The sequence below is a fragment of the Halobacillus halophilus DSM 2266 genome, assembly GCF_000284515.1.
GTDB classification, from domain to species: domain Bacteria; phylum Bacillota; class Bacilli; order Bacillales; family Halobacillaceae; genus Halobacillus; species Halobacillus halophilus.
Map to the genome: position 1 here is coordinate 1,368,187 of NC_017668.1, position 19,576 is coordinate 1,387,762.

General features: G+C 43.6%; 18 protein-coding genes and 1 pseudogene. 16 read left to right on the forward strand and 3 right to left on the reverse strand.

All coding sequences use genetic code 11. The annotated features are described in order from the left end of the window. Positions 1-100 precede the first annotated feature (100 nt). The 7 genes and pseudogenes from nhaC to HBHAL_RS06830 all read left to right on the forward strand — a co-directional run bounded on the left by nhaC (position 101) and on the right by HBHAL_RS06830 (position 6,363). Positions 101-1,531, forward strand: coding sequence for a Na+/H+ antiporter NhaC (nhaC, locus tag HBHAL_RS06805; protein ID WP_014642622.1), 1,431 nt, complete (start codon positions 101-103; stop codon positions 1,529-1,531). A 24-nt stretch (positions 1,532-1,555) separates the two neighbouring features. Then, positions 1,556-2,413, forward strand: a complete 858-nt coding sequence (locus HBHAL_RS06810) for an alpha/beta hydrolase family esterase (protein ID WP_014642623.1) — start codon at positions 1,556-1,558, stop codon at positions 2,411-2,413. 221 nt (positions 2,414-2,634) lie between these two features. After that, a complete protein-coding gene (locus tag HBHAL_RS06815) occupies positions 2,635-3,420 on the forward strand; it encodes a fumarylacetoacetate hydrolase family protein (protein WP_014642624.1) in 786 nt (261 codons plus the stop codon). Beyond that, complete coding sequence (locus HBHAL_RS06820; RefSeq protein ID WP_014642625.1) at positions 3,417-4,163, forward strand: fumarylacetoacetate hydrolase family protein; 747 nt, start codon at positions 3,417-3,419, stop codon at positions 4,161-4,163. Before HBHAL_RS06815 ends, HBHAL_RS06820 begins: the two co-directional genes overlap by 4 nt. A gap of 18 nt (positions 4,164-4,181) precedes the next feature. Next, positions 4,182-4,562 carry a 5-carboxymethyl-2-hydroxymuconate Delta-isomerase gene (locus HBHAL_RS06825; RefSeq protein ID WP_014642626.1) on the forward strand — a complete coding sequence of 127 codons (381 nt, stop codon included), beginning with the start codon at positions 4,182-4,184 and terminating at the stop codon, positions 4,560-4,562. A 96-nt stretch (positions 4,563-4,658) separates the two neighbouring features. Continuing rightward, entirely contained in the window at positions 4,659-4,778 is a 120-nt protein-coding gene (locus HBHAL_RS22050; RefSeq protein WP_396253018.1) for a symporter small accessory protein, read from the forward strand. Positions 4,779-4,909: 131 nt separating this feature from the next. Continuing rightward, positions 4,910-6,363: pseudogene (locus HBHAL_RS06830) on the forward strand (sodium:solute symporter family protein). Positions 6,364-6,542: 179 nt separating this feature from the next. Here HBHAL_RS06830 and HBHAL_RS06835 read toward each other — a convergent pair. Next, positions 6,543-7,481, reverse strand: coding sequence for a LysR family transcriptional regulator (locus tag HBHAL_RS06835; protein ID WP_014642628.1), 939 nt, complete (start codon positions 7,479-7,481; stop codon positions 6,543-6,545). Positions 7,482-7,657: 176 nt separating this feature from the next. On the opposite strand from HBHAL_RS06835, the gene hpaE reads away from it, so the two are divergent. The 9 genes from hpaE to HBHAL_RS06880 all read left to right on the forward strand — a co-directional run bounded on the left by hpaE (position 7,658) and on the right by HBHAL_RS06880 (position 16,995). Further along, complete coding sequence (gene hpaE, locus HBHAL_RS06840; protein ID WP_014642629.1) at positions 7,658-9,181, forward strand: 5-carboxymethyl-2-hydroxymuconate semialdehyde dehydrogenase; 1,524 nt, start codon at positions 7,658-7,660, stop codon at positions 9,179-9,181. Between the two features lie 18 nt (positions 9,182-9,199). After that, positions 9,200-10,675, forward strand: a complete 1,476-nt coding sequence (gene hpaB, locus HBHAL_RS06845; protein ID WP_014642630.1) for a 4-hydroxyphenylacetate 3-monooxygenase, oxygenase component — start codon at positions 9,200-9,202, stop codon at positions 10,673-10,675. A gap of 12 nt (positions 10,676-10,687) precedes the next feature. After that, complete coding sequence (hpaD, locus tag HBHAL_RS06850) at positions 10,688-11,668, forward strand: 3,4-dihydroxyphenylacetate 2,3-dioxygenase (protein WP_014642631.1); 981 nt, start codon at positions 10,688-10,690, stop codon at positions 11,666-11,668. A gap of 29 nt (positions 11,669-11,697) precedes the next feature. After that, positions 11,698-12,156 (forward strand): flavin reductase family protein, encoded by a 459-nt coding sequence (locus tag HBHAL_RS06855; RefSeq protein WP_014642632.1) that lies wholly within the window; start codon positions 11,698-11,700, stop codon positions 12,154-12,156. Between the two features lie 18 nt (positions 12,157-12,174). Continuing rightward, positions 12,175-13,050 carry an FAD synthetase family protein gene (locus tag HBHAL_RS06860; protein ID WP_014642633.1) on the forward strand — a complete coding sequence of 292 codons (876 nt, stop codon included), beginning with the start codon at positions 12,175-12,177 and terminating at the stop codon, positions 13,048-13,050. 22 nt (positions 13,051-13,072) lie between these two features. Beyond that, positions 13,073-13,990, forward strand: a complete 918-nt coding sequence (hpaI, locus tag HBHAL_RS06865) for a 2,4-dihydroxyhept-2-ene-1,7-dioic acid aldolase (protein ID WP_014642634.1) — start codon at positions 13,073-13,075, stop codon at positions 13,988-13,990. A 185-nt stretch (positions 13,991-14,175) separates the two neighbouring features. Then, a complete protein-coding gene (locus tag HBHAL_RS06870; protein WP_014642635.1) occupies positions 14,176-14,412 on the forward strand; it encodes a hypothetical protein in 237 nt (78 codons plus the stop codon). A 313-nt stretch (positions 14,413-14,725) separates the two neighbouring features. After that, positions 14,726-15,763: a M14 family metallopeptidase gene (locus tag HBHAL_RS06875; RefSeq protein ID WP_014642636.1), complete on the forward strand. Its 1,038-nt coding sequence runs from the start codon at positions 14,726-14,728 to the stop codon at positions 15,761-15,763. Between the two features lie 23 nt (positions 15,764-15,786). Beyond that, positions 15,787-16,995 (forward strand): M14 family zinc carboxypeptidase, encoded by a 1,209-nt coding sequence (locus tag HBHAL_RS06880; protein ID WP_014642637.1) that lies wholly within the window; start codon positions 15,787-15,789, stop codon positions 16,993-16,995. 163 nt (positions 16,996-17,158) lie between these two features. On the opposite strand, the gene HBHAL_RS21815 is transcribed toward HBHAL_RS06880, so the two are convergent. Beyond that, entirely contained in the window at positions 17,159-17,605 is a 447-nt protein-coding gene (locus HBHAL_RS21815; RefSeq protein WP_231853981.1) for a potassium channel family protein, read from the reverse strand. Between the two features lie 507 nt (positions 17,606-18,112). Beyond that, the gene (gabR, locus tag HBHAL_RS06890; RefSeq protein WP_014642638.1) at positions 18,113-19,525 is read right to left on the reverse strand and encodes a MocR-like transcriptional regulator GabR; all 1,413 of its coding nucleotides are present in this window, start codon (positions 19,523-19,525) and stop codon (positions 18,113-18,115) included. Positions 19,526-19,576 lie beyond the last annotated feature (51 nt).

The window sequence follows — 19,576 nt, forward strand, 5'->3', positions numbered from 1 at the left end:
CAGGTGTCCATTCTCGCGCTCCACTGGTGGCTGAAATGAGGTTAACCAAAAAGGAAGAAAGCGGTAGAATTTTTTCAATAATCCTGGAGAGGGGAATTACATGGAAAAAAGAAAGCCTTCGTTTCTCGTTTCGAGTCTTGTTATTCTTTTAATTATTGCCATCCTTGGAGTCAGCATCTTAGTATATGGAACAGCGCCTCATATCCCAATTGTCATTGCTGCGGTGATCGTTACATTGTATGGACTAAAGTTAGGGTACAAGTGGAAAGAGTTAGAAAAAGCTATGACAAAAGGAGTCTCCTATGGTGTTCCTGCCATCATTATCTTAAGCTTGATCGGCATAACCGTCGGCGTCTGGGTATTGAATGGTACCGTTCAAACCATTACATACTACGGTCTTCAAGTATTATCTCCATCCCTGTTTTTAGTGAGTGCTGTCATTATTACAGCCGTAGTAGCTACGATGACGGGAAGTTCCTGGAGTGCCATTAGTACAATCGGGATTGCCTTGATGGGCGTGGCTTATGGGATGTCTATTTCTCCAACTGTAACGGCCGGGGCTATTGTAAGCGGCGCATTGTTTGGAGACAAATTGTCCCCTCTGTCGGATACGACAAACTTGGCTGCAGCTACAGCTAAAGTCGATATTTTCCAGCATATCCGCCATATGCTTTGGACAACCATTCCAAGCTTAATTATTACGCTCGGTATCTTTGCAGCCATTGGGATATTTTCCAGTCGAGAGGCAGCCGATATAGGAAAAGTAGAATCGATGATGACGACGTTGAATAATGAATTTATGCTTACACCCGTGACGCTTATTTCACCTCTGCTTATTATCATTCTGGCTTTTAGAAAAGTTAGTCCGATTCCATCTTTGATTATCGGGCTGGTAGCAGCGGTCATCACTACTTTCTATACGGTTCCAGGTGTATCTCTGGGTACGATTATGAACACAGCGCATTTCGGATACACCGCGGATACAGGGGTAGAAGCGATTGATAACTTATTGTCACTGGGCGGATTAGATAGTATGCTGTTTGGTGTATCGTTAATTTTGATAGCGCTTTCATTTGGCGGTATTATACGTGAAATCGGCATAGCTCAAGCCATTATTGAAGGCTTAAAGAGGTTTTTGCGAAGCAGGGGCAATGTTATTACATCTACCGTTTTGTCTTGTTTAGGAATTAATGTCGTGGTAGGAGAACAGTATTTATCGATTATTCTTCCAGGGCAAATGCTTGAGGAGAGTTATGAGCAGACGAATCTTCATCCTAAAAACATGTCCCGGACGCTTGAAGATGCCGGAACGCTTATCCACCCTTTAATTCCATGGGGAGTGACGGGAGCGTTCATTATGACCACATTGAACGTAGGAATCGGCTATATTCCGTTTTCGTTTATCTGTTTCATTTCTCCGATTATCGCCATCATCTACGGCTACACAGGCTTTACCCTAACTCCGCTGGCGACGGAAGATGTGGTGGATCTTGAAAAGCAACGAGTTTCATCAGGAACAGGAAGTCATTAATATAAAGAGAAAAGGAAGATCAGCTTGGAAGTTTTCGGACCAGTAACCATGACATTTGAAGAACGAGAGCGAACCTTTTATTACAGCGTACCTGAAAATCTGGAGCAGGCTGTCCCCGTTGTATTCTGCTTTCACGGGGCTGGCAGCAGTGCAAGGCACCATATGAAAATTACCGGATTCCACAAACTCTCAGAGGAGCATCAGGTCATCACCGTCTTTCCTGATGCGGTTCATTTCGATCCTGCAGACCGAATGACAAAGCAATGGAATGAAGGCAGAGAAAAAAATACTGCCTTTCAGCAGGAAGTCAATGATGTCGGGTTTGTGTTGGATTTGATTGATTGGCTGAAACAACGGTATCCCGTGGATGAAAGCAGAATTTACGCCACAGGGTTCTCCAACGGTTCGGCCTTCAGTTTGAGACTTGGCCTTGAATGTCAGGATGTTTTTGCCGGAGTGGGAGGAGTTTCAGGCCCCCTGGTCAAAGATTTAGCGAAGAAGTTTCAATGGAGTAAACCTATGCCGATGCTTTTCATTATGGGGACGGATGATAAGCTTGTCCCTTATGATGGCCATTATGATTCGACCTACATGATTGACCAACTTCTCTCCGCAGAAAAAACAGTTAAGTTTTTTGCAAAATCCTGGGGAGATGGTGGAACCCATCATCACGAGCGGGTTATGGAAAACGAAGAATACGCCATTGTGAAAAATGCTTACCCGCAAGAAGAAGAAAAAGTTGTGTTTTACTCGATTGAAGGTGGAGGACACACGTGGCCTGGAGGGCCGTTGTCGCAAGCATCCTCCTTAACCGGAAAAGTAGCCGGTCAGTTGGACGCGACGAAAATCCTTTTTGAGCATTTGATTACATTTCAACGATAAGCAAAGAGCCGATTTTCGGCTCTTTTTTTTCTGGGTTCCAGTAGGTAGGAGAAAGAAACATGCAGTAATGCTTATCACAAAACAGAGCTATATTTTTTTCATATACAAAACGAACATAATCAATATTTTATATATGAAAGGTTGAGTGTTAGTTTGTAATTACAAGATAATTGTGAATATTTTACAAAATGACATGATTCTTACTAGAAGGAGTGAATGGAATGACCAAAGCGAAAGCTAAATTCAGCGGTAGATTGCAGATGCAGGAAATTGACGTTCACCTGCATGAAGGGACTGTTCAATGGGACGGAAGTGTCGATACATCCGAACATACCTGGGATTCCCCGATATCTGGTACGGTTTACGGTACATTACTAAACTATCAAGGTGCACTGGATCAAATGGAAGACGCCTTACATCAGGATCCCTACAAATCCCCTCCAAAAGCTCCGATTCTCTATATCAAACCTAAAAACACCATTACGGGTCATCAAACTATGATTCCCATGCCGGAAGATGTACCAGAACTTGAAGTGGGAGCCTGTCTTGGCCTGGTTATCGGTGAAAAAGCTTGCCGTGTCAGCGAGGAAGAAGCGATGAGCTATATTGCGGGCTATACGATTGTTAATGATATGAGTGTTCCGCATGAGAGCGTGTTCAGACCGGCGGTTAAGCACAAAGCACGCGATGGGTTCTGTCCTGCAGGTCCGTGGATTGTAGAGCGTGATGAAGTACCGGCCCCTGATAATCTTACTATTCGCGTCTATGTGAATGGGGAATGTATGCAGGAAAATCATACTGGGAATCTCGTTCGTTCGGTTGCGCAGCTGCTTTCAGATGTCACCGAATTTATGACCCTTGAAAAAGGGGATACGCTGCTGGTCGGTATTCCGGAAAATCCTCCTCGTGTAAAGGATGGGGACCAGATCCGTATTGAAATAGAACAGGTAGGCGTCCTTGAAAATAAGGTAAAAAAAGAAGCAGCCGTAGGAGGGATTAAATCATGAAAACGGCACGGGTAGCCTTTGAAGGCGGAATTTATAAGGCAACAGAGCTTTCTGAAGGGATTCAACTGGATAATGGCAGGCAGGTGGCAGAGGAAGAGGTGGTCTGGCTCCCGCCGATTGAGCCGCAGACCAGCTTTGCGCTTGGATTGAATTATAGTGATCATGCGAGCGAGCTTTCTTTCAAAGCTCCAGAAGAGCCGCTTGTATTTCTGAAAGGACCCAACACTTTTGTCGGTCACCGGGGCAAAACCTATCGTCCTTCTGATGTGACCCATATGCATTATGAGTGTGAACTGGCTGTCGTCATTGGCCGGGAAGCGAAAGGTGTTAAAAAAGAAGAGGCGTACAACTATATTGCAGGTTATACGATTGCCAATGATTATGCGATCCGCGATTACCTGGAAAATTACTACCGCCCGAATTTGCGAGTGAAAAACCGTGATCACTGCACACCGATCGGTCCCTGGCTGGTCGATGCCGCAGAAGTTCAAGATCCTATGAATCTGGCTTTGCGCACGTATGTGAATGGCGAACTGGTTCAGGAAGGCTCAACGAAGGATATGATTTTTGATATTCCTGATCTTATCGAATACTTAAGCAGCTTTATGACACTAAGTCCAGGGGATCTTATTTTGACAGGGACTCCAAAAGGGACAGTGGATACAAAAGTAGGAGATGAGGTCATTACAGAGGTTGAAGGCCTGGGCCGTCTGGTCAATACGATTACCGGGGAGCCAAGCTGAGACGAAGGAGGAAGAATTATGCCGCATGTGATGGTAGAATACACGGATAATCTGAGCTCTCATACGGATATTCAAAGTCTGCTCCATAAGCTGGGCCAGGTGTTAGTAGGACTCGGGGACACGTATCCGGTCGGTGGAATTCGGGTAAGGGCTCATAAAGTCACAGAGTATCGCATAGCCGATGGGAAAGCAGATGATGCGTTCGTTCATACGACGTTAAAAATAGGCAAAGGCAGAAGTGAAGAAGCGAAACAAGCGACCTGCGAAAAACTATTTGATGTGATGAAGGAACACTTTGCTTCGATTTACGAAGAAAAATACTTAGCTTTATCTCTCGAACTAGTAGAATTTCAGCATAAAACCTATAAACATAATAATATCCATAGCCGGTTTAGATAGAAGTGATAAAGGACCTGAATAAGGTCTTCTTCGATTAATGTAAGCGTTTTCTCTAAAGAAAGACTCTATGCACCCCAATATAAAAGGAGGGCGAATATGTTAGGTATTGAAGATGTGTCTATTGCATTTGTGTGGGTCGCTACTGTGTTGTCCGCACTTGGCTGTGTCATTTACGGGGCCGTCATGTGGAATCGGGGCGGAGGTGACCGAGAGTGAACCTATCTGTCTTAATTCCTTTATGTCTGGCTTATATGGCTGTTATGTCGCTGTTAGCGTATTACGGTTATAAAAAGACAACCTCTGAAGCTGACTATCTAGTAGGCGGAAGGAATATTAACCCCGTCGTTATGGCTTTGTCCTACGGAGCTACATTTATCAGCACGTCCGCCATGGTCGGCTTTGGGGGAGTTGCTTCTATTTATGGATTAAGTCTATTGTGGCTTGCTTTCTTAAATATTGTACTGGGAATTTTCGTGGCTTTTGCTGTATTTGGCAAAAAGATACGCAGGCTCTCGCTTAAATTAGATGCTTCGACTTTCCCTTCTTTATTAGGAAAGCATTATGACTCGAAGTTCATTACGGTATTCTCAGGGGTCGTCATTTTCATCTTTATGCCTGCCTATACGAGTATTGTATTGATCGGCGGGGGACGCTTCAGGAAACCCTGTCGCTGAATTTTAATGCAGCATTACTGATTCTTGCCGTAATTATTGCTCTATACGTAATTGGTGGAGGTATTAAAGCCGTCATGTACACCGATGCCTTTGCTGCTGTGATTATGCTCATAGGAATGGCCATCTTCTTATTTGCCAGTTATCAAGCGGTAGGGGGCATTGTGGACGGTCACCAGGCATTGGCTTCACTCAAATCGATGGTTCCTGACTCCCTCGCATCCGAGGGCCATCAAGGCTGGACAAGTATGCCGGAACTGGGCTCGCCTATGTGGTGGACACTTGTCAGCACGATTATTATGGGCGTTGGTATTGGGGTACTGGCACAGCCTCAGTTAGCGATGCGCTGTATGACCGTAAATAATGACCGCGCTCTTTATCGTTCTGTTCTTGTGGGTGGAATTTTTATCTTTTTCATGACAGGAGCGGCTTACATGATCGGTCCGCTCAGCAATGTTTATTTTATGGAAACGGCTGGACAACTATCGATTAGTGTAGCGGGTGGAAATCCTGACCTTGTTATTCCAAAGTTCATTAACACACTCATGCCCGGTTGGTTTATCTATGTATTTACGCTCACTCTTCTGTCAGCAACGATTTCTACCGTAAGTTCTCTTATCCATGTACAGGCAAGTGCATTTGGTGAAGATATTTTGAAAACATTGGGCATCCGGTCCGTATTAGGAAATGTGATCAGCCCAGCACGTCTTGGTGTCATTGTTGGTGTCATTTTATCTGTGATACTCGCTTATCTTTTACCAGGTGGAGTCATCGCTCAGGCCACCGCTTTCTGGTTCGGGATTTGCGCTGCCGGATTCCTGCCTGCGTTAGTGGGAGCGTTTTATTGGAAGAAAGCTTCCCGTGCAGGAGCAGTTTACAGTATTATGACCGGGTTTGGAGTCAGCATGTTCGGTTTCTTATTTTTGAATGAAAAGCAGTCAGTAGCCTTTGGTCTTTCTGAGGCCCTTTTTGGGAAAGGCTATCTTCTTGCTTATCCCTGGACCCATGTAGATCCACTGTTTTATGCTTTACCTCTCTCAACAGCTGTGTTTATTGGTGTAAGTTTGTTCACTTCAAATAGTCAGATTGAAGAGGAGAGCATTCAAACGGAAAGGGTAAACGCACGATAGCCTAGTAATATAAAAAGAACTTCCGACAGGTTTGGAAGTTCTTTTTATTAGATAAACACAAAAACTGCCTGGAGAAGGATCCCCAAGCAGTTTTTATGATAAACATGTAAATGATACCCACAGGAGTTATCCTATCAAACGATAAGACTCACTACCGGCATTGCAATCATTCTCCTGCTTCAATTCTTATCTACAGTGAATAGATGATCGATAACTGGATTTTCTAAGGAAGTCTTGTTTACTTCGAACAATCGAAGCAGCCTTCGGGAAGCTTTCGTTAAATATCGGTCTTTATGCCAGATAATCGCAGCTTCCGCTTCAATATCCGCATTTCTAAACTCATAGCTCTTGATATTAGAAAAAAAGAACGCTTCCAAAGTAGAGCGCGGAACAATGGATGCTCCCATTCCATTAGCTACGAGCGATAATAGCATGGTTGGATCTGGGCATTCACAAATCACATTAGGGTCAAACCCATGCTTCCTGCATTCATCCACGATCAATTCAAATTGTCCCATACCGCTGATGCGGTGCAATAGCATTAACGGAATACCTTTTAAGTCCTCGACCTCCACTTCTGCAGTATCTGCCGGGAACACGTCCCAGTAGGCAGGGGTCACTAATACATAAGGTTCAGGAGAGAGAGGGATCAATTCAAATTCATCCCGTTCAATTGGCAGGCGGACAACGGCCATTTCAATTTCCCGTCTTCGAATACATTCGGCCAGAAAGTAGGTATCTCCTTCTCTAAGTTGATAGGTCAGTTGGGGATATTGCTGTCTCATTTGATTTAACGGACCTGTTAAGGACGAAAAGCATGATTTGTTGGAACCTATTTGAAGAGTACCTGTAATTCCTTCATGGGTCTCCTTAACTTCCACAATCGTTTCCTCTAACTCGTTAAGAATCTGACCTGCTTTTTGGTAGAGCACTTCTCCTGCGCTTGTTAATTCGAGTTTACGGCCATGACGGTCAAACAGCTTCAGGTCAAGTTCTTCCTCTATCAATTTAATTTGCTGGCTGAGAGGAGGCTGAGCCATATGCAGCTTTTTTGCTGCTTTGGTTACTTGCCCTTCCTCAGCCACTGTGCGAAAGTATCGCAATTGCTTAATATCCATTGTTCTCCCCCGTTCACTATGTATATGAAAATCATATGGAATATAGATATTATAGATATTTTTAATATAGAAAAGCCTGTGTGATAATTTGAATATACAAACTTTAGCAAATATTTGCAAATTTAGCCTGCAGCTAAGAAGTATTTTTGAAAGCGCTATCAAATAGGGGGATAAGCATGAGTGAACTTACTTTATCAGATATTAACCAGGCAGGAAAACGTGTGATCAAAGAAGTGAAAGATGTTCAGCTTTACATTGATGGAGCTTTTGTAGATGCGGAAAGTCATAAGCAATTTGATAATTATAACCCTTTTACGAATGAAAAGATCAATAAAGTGGCTTCTGGAGCGGAAGCGGATATAGACAAAGCGGTGAAAGCTGCAAGGAAAGCTTTTAAGGGAGAGTGGGGAAACCTTTCTCAAAATGAACGGTTAAGCTACATTTACAAAATTGCAGACTTGATTGATGAGCATATTGAGGAAATTGCTCCGCTTGAATCCTACGATACTGGTCTGCCGATCAGCCAAACGAAAAAAATGGTCGCTCGCGCTGCTCAGAATTTCAGATTTTACGCAGAGATGGTGAAAAGCCGTCTGGTCGGGGATGCCTACCAGGTGGATCATGACTTTCTCAACTACACGATTCACAAGCCCGTTGGAGTAGCGGGGTTAATCACACCCTGGAACGCACCATTCATGCTTGAGACGTGGAAGATTGCACCAGCGCTGGCTACCGGAAATACAGTCGTTCTAAAACCGGCCGAATGGTCACCGCTTACAGCGAATCGCTTAGCGGAAATTATTGATAAGGCTGGTCTTCCAGACGGTGTCTTTAACGTTGTTCATGGATATGGAGAGACGGCCGGGGCATCGTTAGTCGCTCATGAAGATGTGGAGCTGATCTCGTTTACAGGAGAAACGGCGACAGGATCTGAGATTATGAAAAATGGCGCGGACACGCTCAAACGCTTTTCGATGGAGTTAGGAGGGAAGTCCCCAATCATCGTGTTTGATGATGCAGACTTTGAACGGGCCATCGATGCCTGCACGTGGGGGATCTTCTCCTTTAACGGGGAACGATGCACGGCAAACTCGAGATTATATGTCCACGAAGACATCGCTTCCGATTTTATCGCCGCTCTAAAAGATCGAGTGGAGAACATTGTTGTCGGTGACCCCATGAAAGATGATACTCAGGTCGGCCCGTTAATTCATACGAAACACTATGAAAGTGTGAAAAGCTATCTGGAACTGGCAAAAGAAGAAGGGTGTCAGGTGATCAGCGGATCGGTGCCGGAAGAACACAGCCGCGGCAATTTTGTAGCGCCAACGCTGCTTCTTAATGCAGATACATCGATGAGAGTGGTACAGGAAGAGATTTTTGGTCCAGTAATTGCTGTGATGACCTTCAAAGATGAAGCGGAAGCGGTTGATCTAGCGAATAATGTTCGTTACGGACTGGCGGGCTATGTGTGGACGAAAGATCTTCAGCGCGGTCACCGGGTTGCGCAGGCGGTGGACGCTGGAATGTTGTGGATCAACTCTCAGAATGTGCGGGATTTGAGGACTCCTTTCGGTGGATCCAAGCACAGTGGAATTGGTCGAGAGGGCGGACATTATGCTTTTGAATTTTATACAGAAGTGCAAATCATCCATGTAGCGCTCGGAGATCACCGTATCCCGCAATTCGGAAAAAAATAATCAAGGAGGAATTTATTTATGCCAGCGAAAACAGGTGCTCAATATAAAGAGAAGTTAAAAAATGCTAAGAATAACATCTATATTCACGGTGAGCGTGTCGAGGATCCAACCACTCATCCTGCTTTTAAAAATGTCGTCCAGTCCATGGCCGAATTATATGACCTCCAATATGAGAAGTCTGAAAAAATGCTCTACACCTCTCCTCAAACGGGCGACAAAGTAGGAATGTCTTTTTACAGGCCGGAAACCATCGATGATTTGATCAAGCGTCGGGAAGCGATCCAGGAATGGGCACGCCTTTCCGGAGGATTGATGGGACGATCCCCTGACTATTTGAATGCAGAAGTAATGGCAATGGGAGTAGCCAATGACTTGTTTGGCGAAGATGACCCGATGTTTGCCGAGAATGCCAAAAATTATTATGACTATGCGCGGGAAAATGATATCAGCTTGACGCACACCCTGATTCACCCGCAAGTGAACCGTCAAAAAGCCCAGCACGAGCAAAAGGATGCCAATGTAGCGCTTCACCTCGTTGAGAAACGCTCCGACGGAATCATTGTCGACGGTGCACGTTTACTTGCTACGCAGGGCGGGATTACCGATGAGATCCTCGTCTTCCCTTCAACCGTTAAAAAGGCTGGCGAGCTCGATGATCCGTATTCTCTTGCCTTTGTGGTACCAAACAATACGCCAGGGCTTAAGTTCATCAGCCGTGAATCCTTTGATAACGGTAAAAATACCTGGGATCACCCATTAAGCAGCCGTTTTGAAGAGGGCGATGCCATTGTTTACTTTGATCTTGTGTTCGTTCCATGGGAAAAGGTTTTTGTTTGCGGCAATTCTTCCATTTGTAACCGCACGTTCACAGAGACCAACGCTGTGGTGCATATGTCTCACCAGGTCGTAGCTAAGAACGTGGTCAAAACGGAATTCGTGCTTGGGGTTGTTTTGAATCTGATGGAATCCATCGGTATCGACAAGTTCCAGCACGTCCAGGACAAAGGTACCGAAATTATGCTGGCGCTTGAAACGATGAAGTCTCACCTTTTCAGGGCCGAGCATAATGCCAAGCTTGATAAATGGGGCACGATGACCCCTGACTTTGATGCTTTGAACGCGGCTAGGAACTGGTATCCGAGAATTTATCCGCGTCTTGTAGAAATCCTTCGAATACTAGGAGCCTCCGGACTGATGGGCATTCCAACCGAAGAGGATTTCCATCACGAAGAAATTGGACCGATTGTCAATCGCGCGCTGCAGTCTAAGAATATGGAAGGCTATGAACGTGTGAAACTCTTCCGCCTTGCGTGGGATCTCACGATGAGTGCCTTTGGCAGCAGGCAGACGCACTATGAATATTACTTCTTCGGCGATCCTGTGAAAATGGGGATGACTTACTTTGAACAGTTCAACAAAGAACCATATAAGGATTACGTACAGGATTTCCTGGAGCAAGTAAAAACGTCCAAACCAAACTATACAAACGTATAAGGAGTGAAGACAATGGATTTTGATATCATCCGTGCGGGCCGGGCCGTTTTACATGTCACAGACTTAGAGAAATCAAGAGCTTTCTATGAAGCTCTTGGTTTCATAGAAACAGCGTCAGATGATGAACAAATTTTTTTCCGGGGGCTTGAAGAGCATAATCACCATAGTCTTGTTCTGAAGAAAAGAGAGAGTCCTGCTGTAGAAGTGATCAGCTATAAAGTGAAATCTGAGAAAGACATCGATCAATTGGCTGCTTTCTATGAGAAGCAGGGCACCGAATTGAAATGGATGGAAGCAGGGTCCCAAGAAGCCGTTGGGCGCGCGCTGAGAATTCAGGATCCATCTGGTTTACCTGTAGAGTACTATGCGGAAATGGATCAGGCGGAACGAATGATTCAGAAGTATCACCATCATAAAGGTGCAAAAGTGCAGCGGATTGACCATTTTAACTGCATGGTTACCGATGTAGAAAAAGCATACGATCATTATATCAATCAGTTAGGCTTTGCCTGTTCGGAATATACCGAAGGGGAAGAAAAGAAAATCTGGGCAGCCTGGCTGCACCGTAAACCAAGTGTCCACGATGTAGCTTATATGAATGGTCTTGGACCAAGGCTCCACCATATCGGTTTCTGGTTAAAAGACCCGATGAATTTGATCGATGGCTGTGATGTGCTTGCATCGATGGGTTACGGTCCAGCGATTGAACGCGGTCCTGGACGGCACGGTTTATCCAATGCGCTCTTTCTTTACTTGCGGGATCCGGATGGTCATCGTATCGAACTCTATAACGGAGATTATTTAACAAGTGACCCTGACTTCAAACCGGTCCGCTGGGATCTGGATGACCCAATGCGTCAGACGTTTTGGGGACACGAAGCACCAGACAGCTGGTTTGATGAAGCCTCAGAAGTCCTCGATGTTCATTCCAATAAAAAAGTAACGCTGACAGAGCCGAAATTGAAAAAACGCAAGCCGACGTTTGTAACTTGAGTAAGAAAAATTAACTAGAGGTGATGAGGATGGACAATCGAATGTTCCGAACAGCCATGGGGAAGTTTACGACGGGAGTAACGGTGATTGTGGCAGAAGTTGATGGGCAGGTGCATGGCATGACCGCCAATGCGTTTATGTCAGTCTCCCTTGATCCGAAGCTTATTCTGGTTTCCATCGACAAAAAAGCCAAAATGAATGAAGTGATTCAAAGGTCTAATCAATTCACCGTTAATATTCTCTCTGGCAATCAAAAGGAAATGTCGATGATTTTTGCAGGCCAAATTAAAGAAGATAAACAGGTGGAATTTGAAACGGTCGAAGGTCTTCCCGTCATTAAAGATTCCCTTGTCAGCCTTGTATGTAATGTCTATCAGGACCATGAGGCAGGGGACCACACCCTTTATATAGGCGAAGTGATCAATTTAAATGTTCAAGATGGGGACCCGCTTGCGTTTTACGAAGGTAAATACATGCAAATGACATAACGAAGGAGGAGGGCAAAGATGATCACTATCGCTATCACACACCCGATTGCACCATCCATTCAAGAGAACAGTCCGTCCTGTGTCCTGGCTTTAGGATTCTTTGACGGTGTGCACTTAGGCCATCAGAAGATTATTCGTACAGCGAAGAAGATAGCTAAAGATAAGGGGTTAAAACTTGCAGCTATGACCTTTGCCCAACATCCCTCTTCGGTTATTCCGAAAGGCCCGACTATTACTAGATTTATAACGCCGCTTTCTGCAAAAGCGAAAATCTTTGAGCAGCTTGGCGTTGATATCCTTTATGTTGTTGATTTTACCAAGGAGCTGGCCCAAGTTCCTCACCAGCAATTTGTGGATCAATATCTATGCGGACTCAACAGTAAGCACGTCGTTGCCGGATTTGATTATAAATATGGATTCAAAGGCAAGGGTGATATGAATCAACTGCCTGTAGATAGTAAAGGGCGATTTGGAATCACGACGGTTTCAAAATTTGAGAAGCATGAGCAAAAAGTAAGCTCTACTCTTTTGAGGACGCTTATTTCTACGGGCAGGGTTGAAGAGGTTCCCCACTATCTCGGAAAAAGCTATGAAATGGCGGGCAAAGCGGAAGGCAAAGGAAAAACCTGTACATTTTCTTTTGACCCTTCTTACTATATGCCGGTCCCCGGGCATTACGAAGTGACCGTAAAGAGTGATCTATATCAAGCGAAAGGGATGTGTGAGATCAAATCGATTTACAGTCCGGGAGAGCTTACGGTCACCTTGTTTGAGGACACTCTATACCAAGATTTTGAGAATGCCACGCTGCAGTGGAACAATTTCATTGCCGACTTTGAAATGGACATTCTTCATGCCCAGGGAGATTTACGAGAATTAGAGATGAGTATGTAAATCACGAGAAGGAGGAGATAGGATGAGAGATTATCAAGAGATAAAATCAAAGTTAAGAGGTTCGGTTACACCTGTGATCACACCCTTTAAAGCAAATCATGACATTGATTTTGATACCTTTTCAAGTCTCATTGAATTTCAATTGGAGAATGGCACCCATGCGATTTCAGTTACCGGAACATCGGGGGAACCCAGCTCGTTAACAGAGGAGGAACGCGTGGAGGTCATGAGGACTGCATACAAGACCATTAATGGCCGAGTTCCGTTTGTACCGGGAACAGGGTCCACCAATCACGATGAGACGATGCGCCTGACGAAAAAGGCAGAAGAGATCGGAGCCGATGCGGCGATGGTTATCGTGCCTTACTACAACAAGTCGAATCAGCAGGCGTTATACAAGCACTTCAAAACGGTCGCAGACGCTGTAGAGATTCCGATTATTGTGTATAACATTCCGGGACGTACCGCCCAGAACCTGCATGTTGATACATTAGCTCAGCTGAGCAAAGACTGTCCGAACATTATCGGTGTAAAAGAATCAAACAAAGACTTCGAACACGTCAATCGTGTGCTACTCAAATGTGGCCGTGATTTTCTGCTGTTCTCGGGTATCGAACTGCTTTGCTATCCGATGCTTGCGATTGGCGGAGTAGGATCTGTCAGTGCCACAGCGAATGTCCTGCCAGGAAAAGTAGCTCAGATGCACGATGCCTGGTTCGACGGGGATGTAGCCACCGCCCAAAAACTCCATTATGAATTAATGGAGCTGAACGATGTCCTGTTTAAAGATACGAATCCAGCACCTGTGAAAGCGGCCCTTGGGATGATGGGCAAAATTGAACCTCATTTAAGGCTGCCGATGGATCTTCCATCTGAGGAACTGCAGAATGAGATTCGTGAGACTTTGAATAAATATGGTGTCAGCCTGCAATATGTATAAGTGAGTGATAAAAAGCGGTTTCTTTCCTATGAATAAATGGAAAGAACCGTTTTATTTTTTGGAAGAGAGAATCCATTCACCAAATTTGTAAACAAATAATAAACTTCTTACCTTACTAATGTAATGATCCTGTAGGAAATAGCGCTGGACGTGAAGAAATTGTTCAAGGAGAGGGAGGTGAAACAATGGCTGACATTCACTTCGATGCCTTGAAAAGTAAAGGCGTAACCAAAAGCTCGGAGGGGCATGAAATTCACTATCAGGTTTATGATGTCAGTGGGTTAGATGATGGACAGGATTTTCAAGTGGAATATGAGACTAGTGATGACTTCACTCCCAAACAAGAGCAGTTAACGTTTAAACAAGGGACAGAAACGATAGAGTTAAATGGGCATACTTTTTATCTGGATAATGTTAGGTAGGTATTAGAAGTTTCTTAGTTTGGGGGCGGGGTTCAGCCCCCAAGATTGATCAAGAGCGTCTCTCAAAATACACACTGATATTTATTTATCTGAAAAGGAACAACGTGGTTCAGCATATTGCTGAACCACGTTGTTTCATTTGTGACTTTAAGATTGCCAGCTCTTTTACTATAGTTTTTATAACTTTAACAACTCCTTCAAAACACCTACCTTCATCTAGTTAAATGTTATTATTTTCCTTAAAATGAAAGGATTTCTATTGTTCATTATTGAAGTGGTATAGACAACAAAATTTGAAGGGAGATGGTGATTGATGAAGAAAAAAGTCTTATCAATGGCTTTAGCAGGTACTTTACTTGCTGCTGGAGCCGCAACAGGACCAGTATTGGCAGGTAACAGTGCCAACGGTCCAAATTATGAAGGTAATGAAACGATTAAAAATGAACGCCTTCATAGTTATGAAGAGATGGTCAAAGTATTGGAGAAGGCTGACAGTCAATCTGAAGCTATGGAGCTTGAAACTTACGGAGAATCTGTAAAAGGACGAGACTTATACTTAGCAAAATTCTCTTCTGATGAAGATAATCCTACTGTACTATTTCTTACCCAGCAGCATGGAAACGAGACGTTAACAACAGAAGGGGCTCTTAAACTTATTCAGAATTTAACTTCAAACGGAAAGAAAAATCAAGAAATTCTAGATAACGTAAATGTTCTTATTGCTCCACGATTGAATGTTGATGGGGCAGAAGGAGATGTTAATTTCTCATTAGATGATTACGTATCAGGTACACATACGCGCTATAACGCAAACGGAGTTGATTTAAACCGTGACCATGTGGATCGTGAACAGCCTGAAACGGAGGCCTTTCATGAGAATGTTCTACAAAAGTACAGTCCGGATTACATGATTGATCTTCATCACCAAGGTACACAAACGACCCTGGGTGATTCAGATGAGCTTGTGTCAGGTTCTATTCTTTATCCGACGACAGAAAATGTAGATGATGAAGTGCTTCAACGTTCTAAGCAGCTTGGTTCTGTGGTTTACAATGCTGTAAGTGATAAAGGTTATGGCTTACTTTCTAAGTATCCTGGTGGAAAAGCAGAAACGATCAGCCGTAACGGTCTTGCAGTAGAATATGATGTCGCCACGTTATTGTTTGAAATGCGTGGAATGGCTGATCACGAATACGAGGATTATGTCCTGGGACAAAAGAGCAATGGCAAGCTGATTCAACAAGCCGTTACTGCAATGGAAGCCACACTTGAAGCTCTAGCTGATGGTTCTATTAACGATGCAGATACGTCCTTCTGGGATGACCTTCCGCTTAGTGGATACGGCGAATAACAACAATTTGAGGAGTGAATAATATGAAGAAAAAAATCTTAACTGTTGTCAGTACTCTTGCCCTTTGTACAAGTTTAGCCATGCCTACATACGCGGCAGGGAACCATCCAGGCACGCCTGAACAGCAAACTTACAACAGCTCTGGATTTACAGACTATGGCCAGCTTGTTAAAAAACTTGAGAAAATTGAACGATCAAGTCAAGGACGTGTAGACGTCGAAGTAGTAGGACAATCCAACCAAGGTCGAGACATTTACCAGGCACGTGTCGGTACAGGGGATCGTGTCATTTTAATTGAAAGTGAAATCCATGGTAATGAAAAAACCGGCACGGAAGCGATTTTAAATCTACTTCAGCATTTAGGATCCAGCAACTCTCCTGATGTAAAAGCCATGCTTGAAGAAGTTACACTCGTTACGCTGCCTAAAATGAACCCAGATGCTTCAGAACTCGATCGCCGCGGGAATGTCATGTCGTGGGAGGAAGTATTACAGGACTTCCCTCAACTACAGGGAGCAGATGGTCCGACGTGGAACCACTACTATTCGGAAAATAGAGCCACTATACAAGGGGATGACTATGCATCTCAACCTGGATTCGATGTAAACCGCGATTTTAATCCAAATTTAGACTACACTCCTGAACCAGAAGACGTGCCGGGTTCTTCATCAGAACCTGGATGGTATATCACACCTGAAGCTCAAACGGTTCGCGATGTATATAAAGACTTAGAAGACGAATTTGGTAAAGTTGATGTGTTTGTAGACTTGCATCACCAGGGACTTTATTACGTAGATGGAACGTCAGAACCCGTCACACTATCTCTGTCTGGACAATTTGTTCCTGATCCATCAAGCGAAGCAGGGTCTAAATATGCAGAGTATGAAGACACCTATGACTATGATTTCTCACGCCAGCTGAATTTGGCTGCTTATGATGCTCTTCAATCTATGGGGAATTCTCCTTTTGATAACATTACGTTGTACAGTCAAGGTCTGGACTTGCCAGGTACGGCACTAGGATCTTTTGCTTTAAATGGAAGTGGAACCGTTCTTTTTGAAGTTACAGGACAAACACAAAGCATGGGACAAAAGAAAAAAGGAATGCTTGTTAAAGCTGTAGAAACAGGGTTACAAGGCATTATTGAGGGAGTAGCAGATGGATCAGTGGATGAGCTTGATCCAGAACGCTATGAAGATATTCCAGAAACATCTTATCAACCAGGAATTTAATAGTAAAAAAGGCTGGGATAAAAACCAGCAAATTAAAGGGAAAGTGGTCCGCATCGAAATGATGTGGACCACTCTTTATATGGTTTTCTTTTATTTTGGTTCTTTTTAACTTTAGTGTTGATCCATATGTAATATATCCATTAAGTTATTGGTGGATAAGTCACTATGGATTGATATTTGTATTGGAATGCTCTTGTTCTAAATCATCTACTAATAATTTTATACGATTTACTTCTTTAGGGGTGAGTTCTTCAAACCGGTCCAGTTCTGATTTTATAAAAGTAATAGTAGGATTAGTGGCTTTGTGTGATTTCACGAAATATGTAGTAATGGAACCTGTTAACATGCCTACAAGTCCAATTCCGATCATCATAATAAATATGGCAACAAGCCTTCCGGGCAAAGTTGATGGTGAAATATCTCCATAACCTACAGTTGTTGCTGTGACTATAGACCACCATAGTCCATCTCCATAAGTTGTAATACTACTTTCAGTGTGCTTAATGATTAGGGTAGAAATGAATAACATTGCAAAAGTAAATACAAATACTCGATCTAATCCATTTGTTTTAAGGATATTAAAGACATTTTTAAAATTGTTTTTAGACATGGCTATAATTCGTAACAATCTAAACAACCTTGCTACTCTAGCAATCTGAAAGATACTATCTAAAGGAATGGCAGCTATTATATCAAAAGGATTCTTTTTTTATATAATTCCATCGATCCTCAGATTTTACTATCCTAATCACCACATCAATAAAGAAAATTGCCCAAATAATCTTGTCGAATATTAATACGGTTTGATTATCTGACCATAAGAATAAGACAGAGGTCAAAGCTAAAAGAAAAAGAGTTGATTCGTATGCTAAAGAAATGTTCTTGGAGAATCTGATATCATCACCTCGGATATATTAGTTTGAATAAGTTCATGAGTACAAGAAGCGCTTAGTAGTAATCTTGAAAATGAATTTTCCCAGAAGGAAATGCCGTATTGGATATTAAAAAAACACGAAAAGCCGAAAGTCATGGAGGTGGCTTTTTGCAAATTCCCTAATGTGTAGGCGAGCTCAAGTATTTCTAACTGCATGCGTGGTTGCTAGATTAAGATAAGCCTCTATGAGAAAAGAGAAGCCAGCCGCCTCACCGATTCCCGCACCTTATCATCTTCCATATTCGCAAATCCAATCACCAGTTTCTTCTTCCCTTTCTCCGTCATCTCATAATCCTGTAAGAAAAAGCGGCGAATCGTATATAATATGATTTTATTGTCTTTGGCCCGCTCTTCAATCTCACTATAGGAAAGAGAAGTGTCCATATCCACTAGAAAATGAAGGCCGGCAGGAATGTTGTGAATGGTTATCCTGTCTTGAAACGTCTGGCGCAGCTCACGTATAAGCGTAGCCCGTTTTGCTTTGTAGTAGGCATTCATCCGCTTAACGTGCCTTCCGTATTCCCCTTCATCAATGAAATACTTCAGGGTCCACAGGTTGAGTCCTGAAGGGCCATCGATCCAATCACCAAAAGCATTCCGGTAGCTTTTCAACAAATTGGGAGGCAGAACCATATAGCTGATCCGCAGGCTCGGCAGTAGCGTTTTCGAAAACGTTCCAGTGTAGATGACCTGCTGGTTCTGATCGAGACTTTGCAGGGAAGGGATATGATCTGTTCCGTACTTAAATTCACTGTCATAGTCGTCTTCCACAATGTAACGACCAGGAGACTCAGCTGCCCAGTTTAGAAGCTCTATTCTTCTATTAATAGGCATAATCGTGCCCGTGGGAAACTGGTGAGAGGGAGTAACAAACACCCATTGAGGATCACTTTCTCGAATTTCCTGAATAGAAATACCCTGATGATCCAGACCCACCGGACTTACCGGGAAACCCATGTTTTTCAGTAGATGATAAAACCGCTGATACCCCGGGTTTTCGACAGCCACTTGTGTATCTTTTGCCTGTAAGGACATGAGTTTATGAATCAGCGGCTGGGTTCCAGATCCGATGACAATTTGTTCGGGCCGGGTTCGGACGCCCCTGGTGAGAGCAATCATCGTTGCGATCGATTCGCGAAGTTCATATGGTCCTTGGGGATGTGGAAGGAGAGCTAGTTGAGTGCGATGATGTTCCATGACTTTCTGCTGGTACTTTCTCCATTTCTTAAATGGAAAGTGCTCCGCATCGGTAGCAATATGAGAAAAGGTAGCCTCGGGCTGAAATCTATCATTCATACGTTCCTCTTTCAATTCCTCCGGGAACGGAACGTCTTCTTCGTCTCTTTTAATATAACGTGTAATATCCTCAACAAAATATCCTTTTCGTTCTGCACTGTAGATGTAACCTTCGGCTAGTAATTGTTCATAGGCGTGTGCTACTGAATTGAGGCTGACCTCTAGATCCTGCGCCAGTTTCCTTTTCGACGGAAGTTTCTTTTTGCTGAGCTGGTCATCGAGGATCAGATCTCTCAAATGAGTATAAATCTGTTTGTAAATGGCCGGTTGTTCGGCTCCTTTTTCAATATGGAAAAACAAACATAGCTCCTCCTCGTATGTATCTGGTCCCATTATTATTTAAAATCTGGT

Bases quoted from the DNA above. Each gene is read 5' to 3' on its own strand.
- nhaC (WP_014642622.1), top strand. From the start codon at position 101: ATGGAAAAAAGAAAGCCTTCGTTTCTCGTTTCGAGTCTTGTTATTCTT.
- HBHAL_RS06815 (WP_014642624.1), top strand. From the start codon at position 2,635: ATGACCAAAGCGAAAGCTAAATTCAGCGGTAGATTGCAGATGCAGGAA.
- HBHAL_RS06820 (WP_014642625.1), top strand. From the start codon at position 3,417: ATGAAAACGGCACGGGTAGCCTTTGAAGGCGGAATTTATAAGGCAACA.
- HBHAL_RS06825 (WP_014642626.1), top strand. From the start codon at position 4,182: ATGCCGCATGTGATGGTAGAATACACGGATAATCTGAGCTCTCATACG.
- HBHAL_RS22050 (WP_396253018.1), top strand. From the start codon at position 4,659: ATGTTAGGTATTGAAGATGTGTCTATTGCATTTGTGTGGGTCGCTACT.
- HBHAL_RS06835 (WP_014642628.1), bottom strand. From the start codon at position 7,481: ATGGATATTAAGCAATTGCGATACTTTCGCACAGTGGCTGAGGAAGGG.
- hpaE (WP_014642629.1), top strand. From the start codon at position 7,658: ATGAGTGAACTTACTTTATCAGATATTAACCAGGCAGGAAAACGTGTG.
- hpaB (WP_014642630.1), top strand. From the start codon at position 9,200: ATGCCAGCGAAAACAGGTGCTCAATATAAAGAGAAGTTAAAAAATGCT.
- hpaD (WP_014642631.1), top strand. From the start codon at position 10,688: ATGGATTTTGATATCATCCGTGCGGGCCGGGCCGTTTTACATGTCACA.
- HBHAL_RS06855 (WP_014642632.1), top strand. From the start codon at position 11,698: ATGGACAATCGAATGTTCCGAACAGCCATGGGGAAGTTTACGACGGGA.
- HBHAL_RS06860 (WP_014642633.1), top strand. From the start codon at position 12,175: ATGATCACTATCGCTATCACACACCCGATTGCACCATCCATTCAAGAG.
- hpaI (WP_014642634.1), top strand. From the start codon at position 13,073: ATGAGAGATTATCAAGAGATAAAATCAAAGTTAAGAGGTTCGGTTACA.
- HBHAL_RS06870 (WP_014642635.1), top strand. From the start codon at position 14,176: ATGGCTGACATTCACTTCGATGCCTTGAAAAGTAAAGGCGTAACCAAA.
- HBHAL_RS06875 (WP_014642636.1), top strand. From the start codon at position 14,726: ATGAAGAAAAAAGTCTTATCAATGGCTTTAGCAGGTACTTTACTTGCT.
- HBHAL_RS06880 (WP_014642637.1), top strand. From the start codon at position 15,787: ATGAAGAAAAAAATCTTAACTGTTGTCAGTACTCTTGCCCTTTGTACA.
- HBHAL_RS21815 (WP_231853981.1), bottom strand. From the start codon at position 17,605: ATGTCTAAAAACAATTTTAAAAATGTCTTTAATATCCTTAAAACAAAT.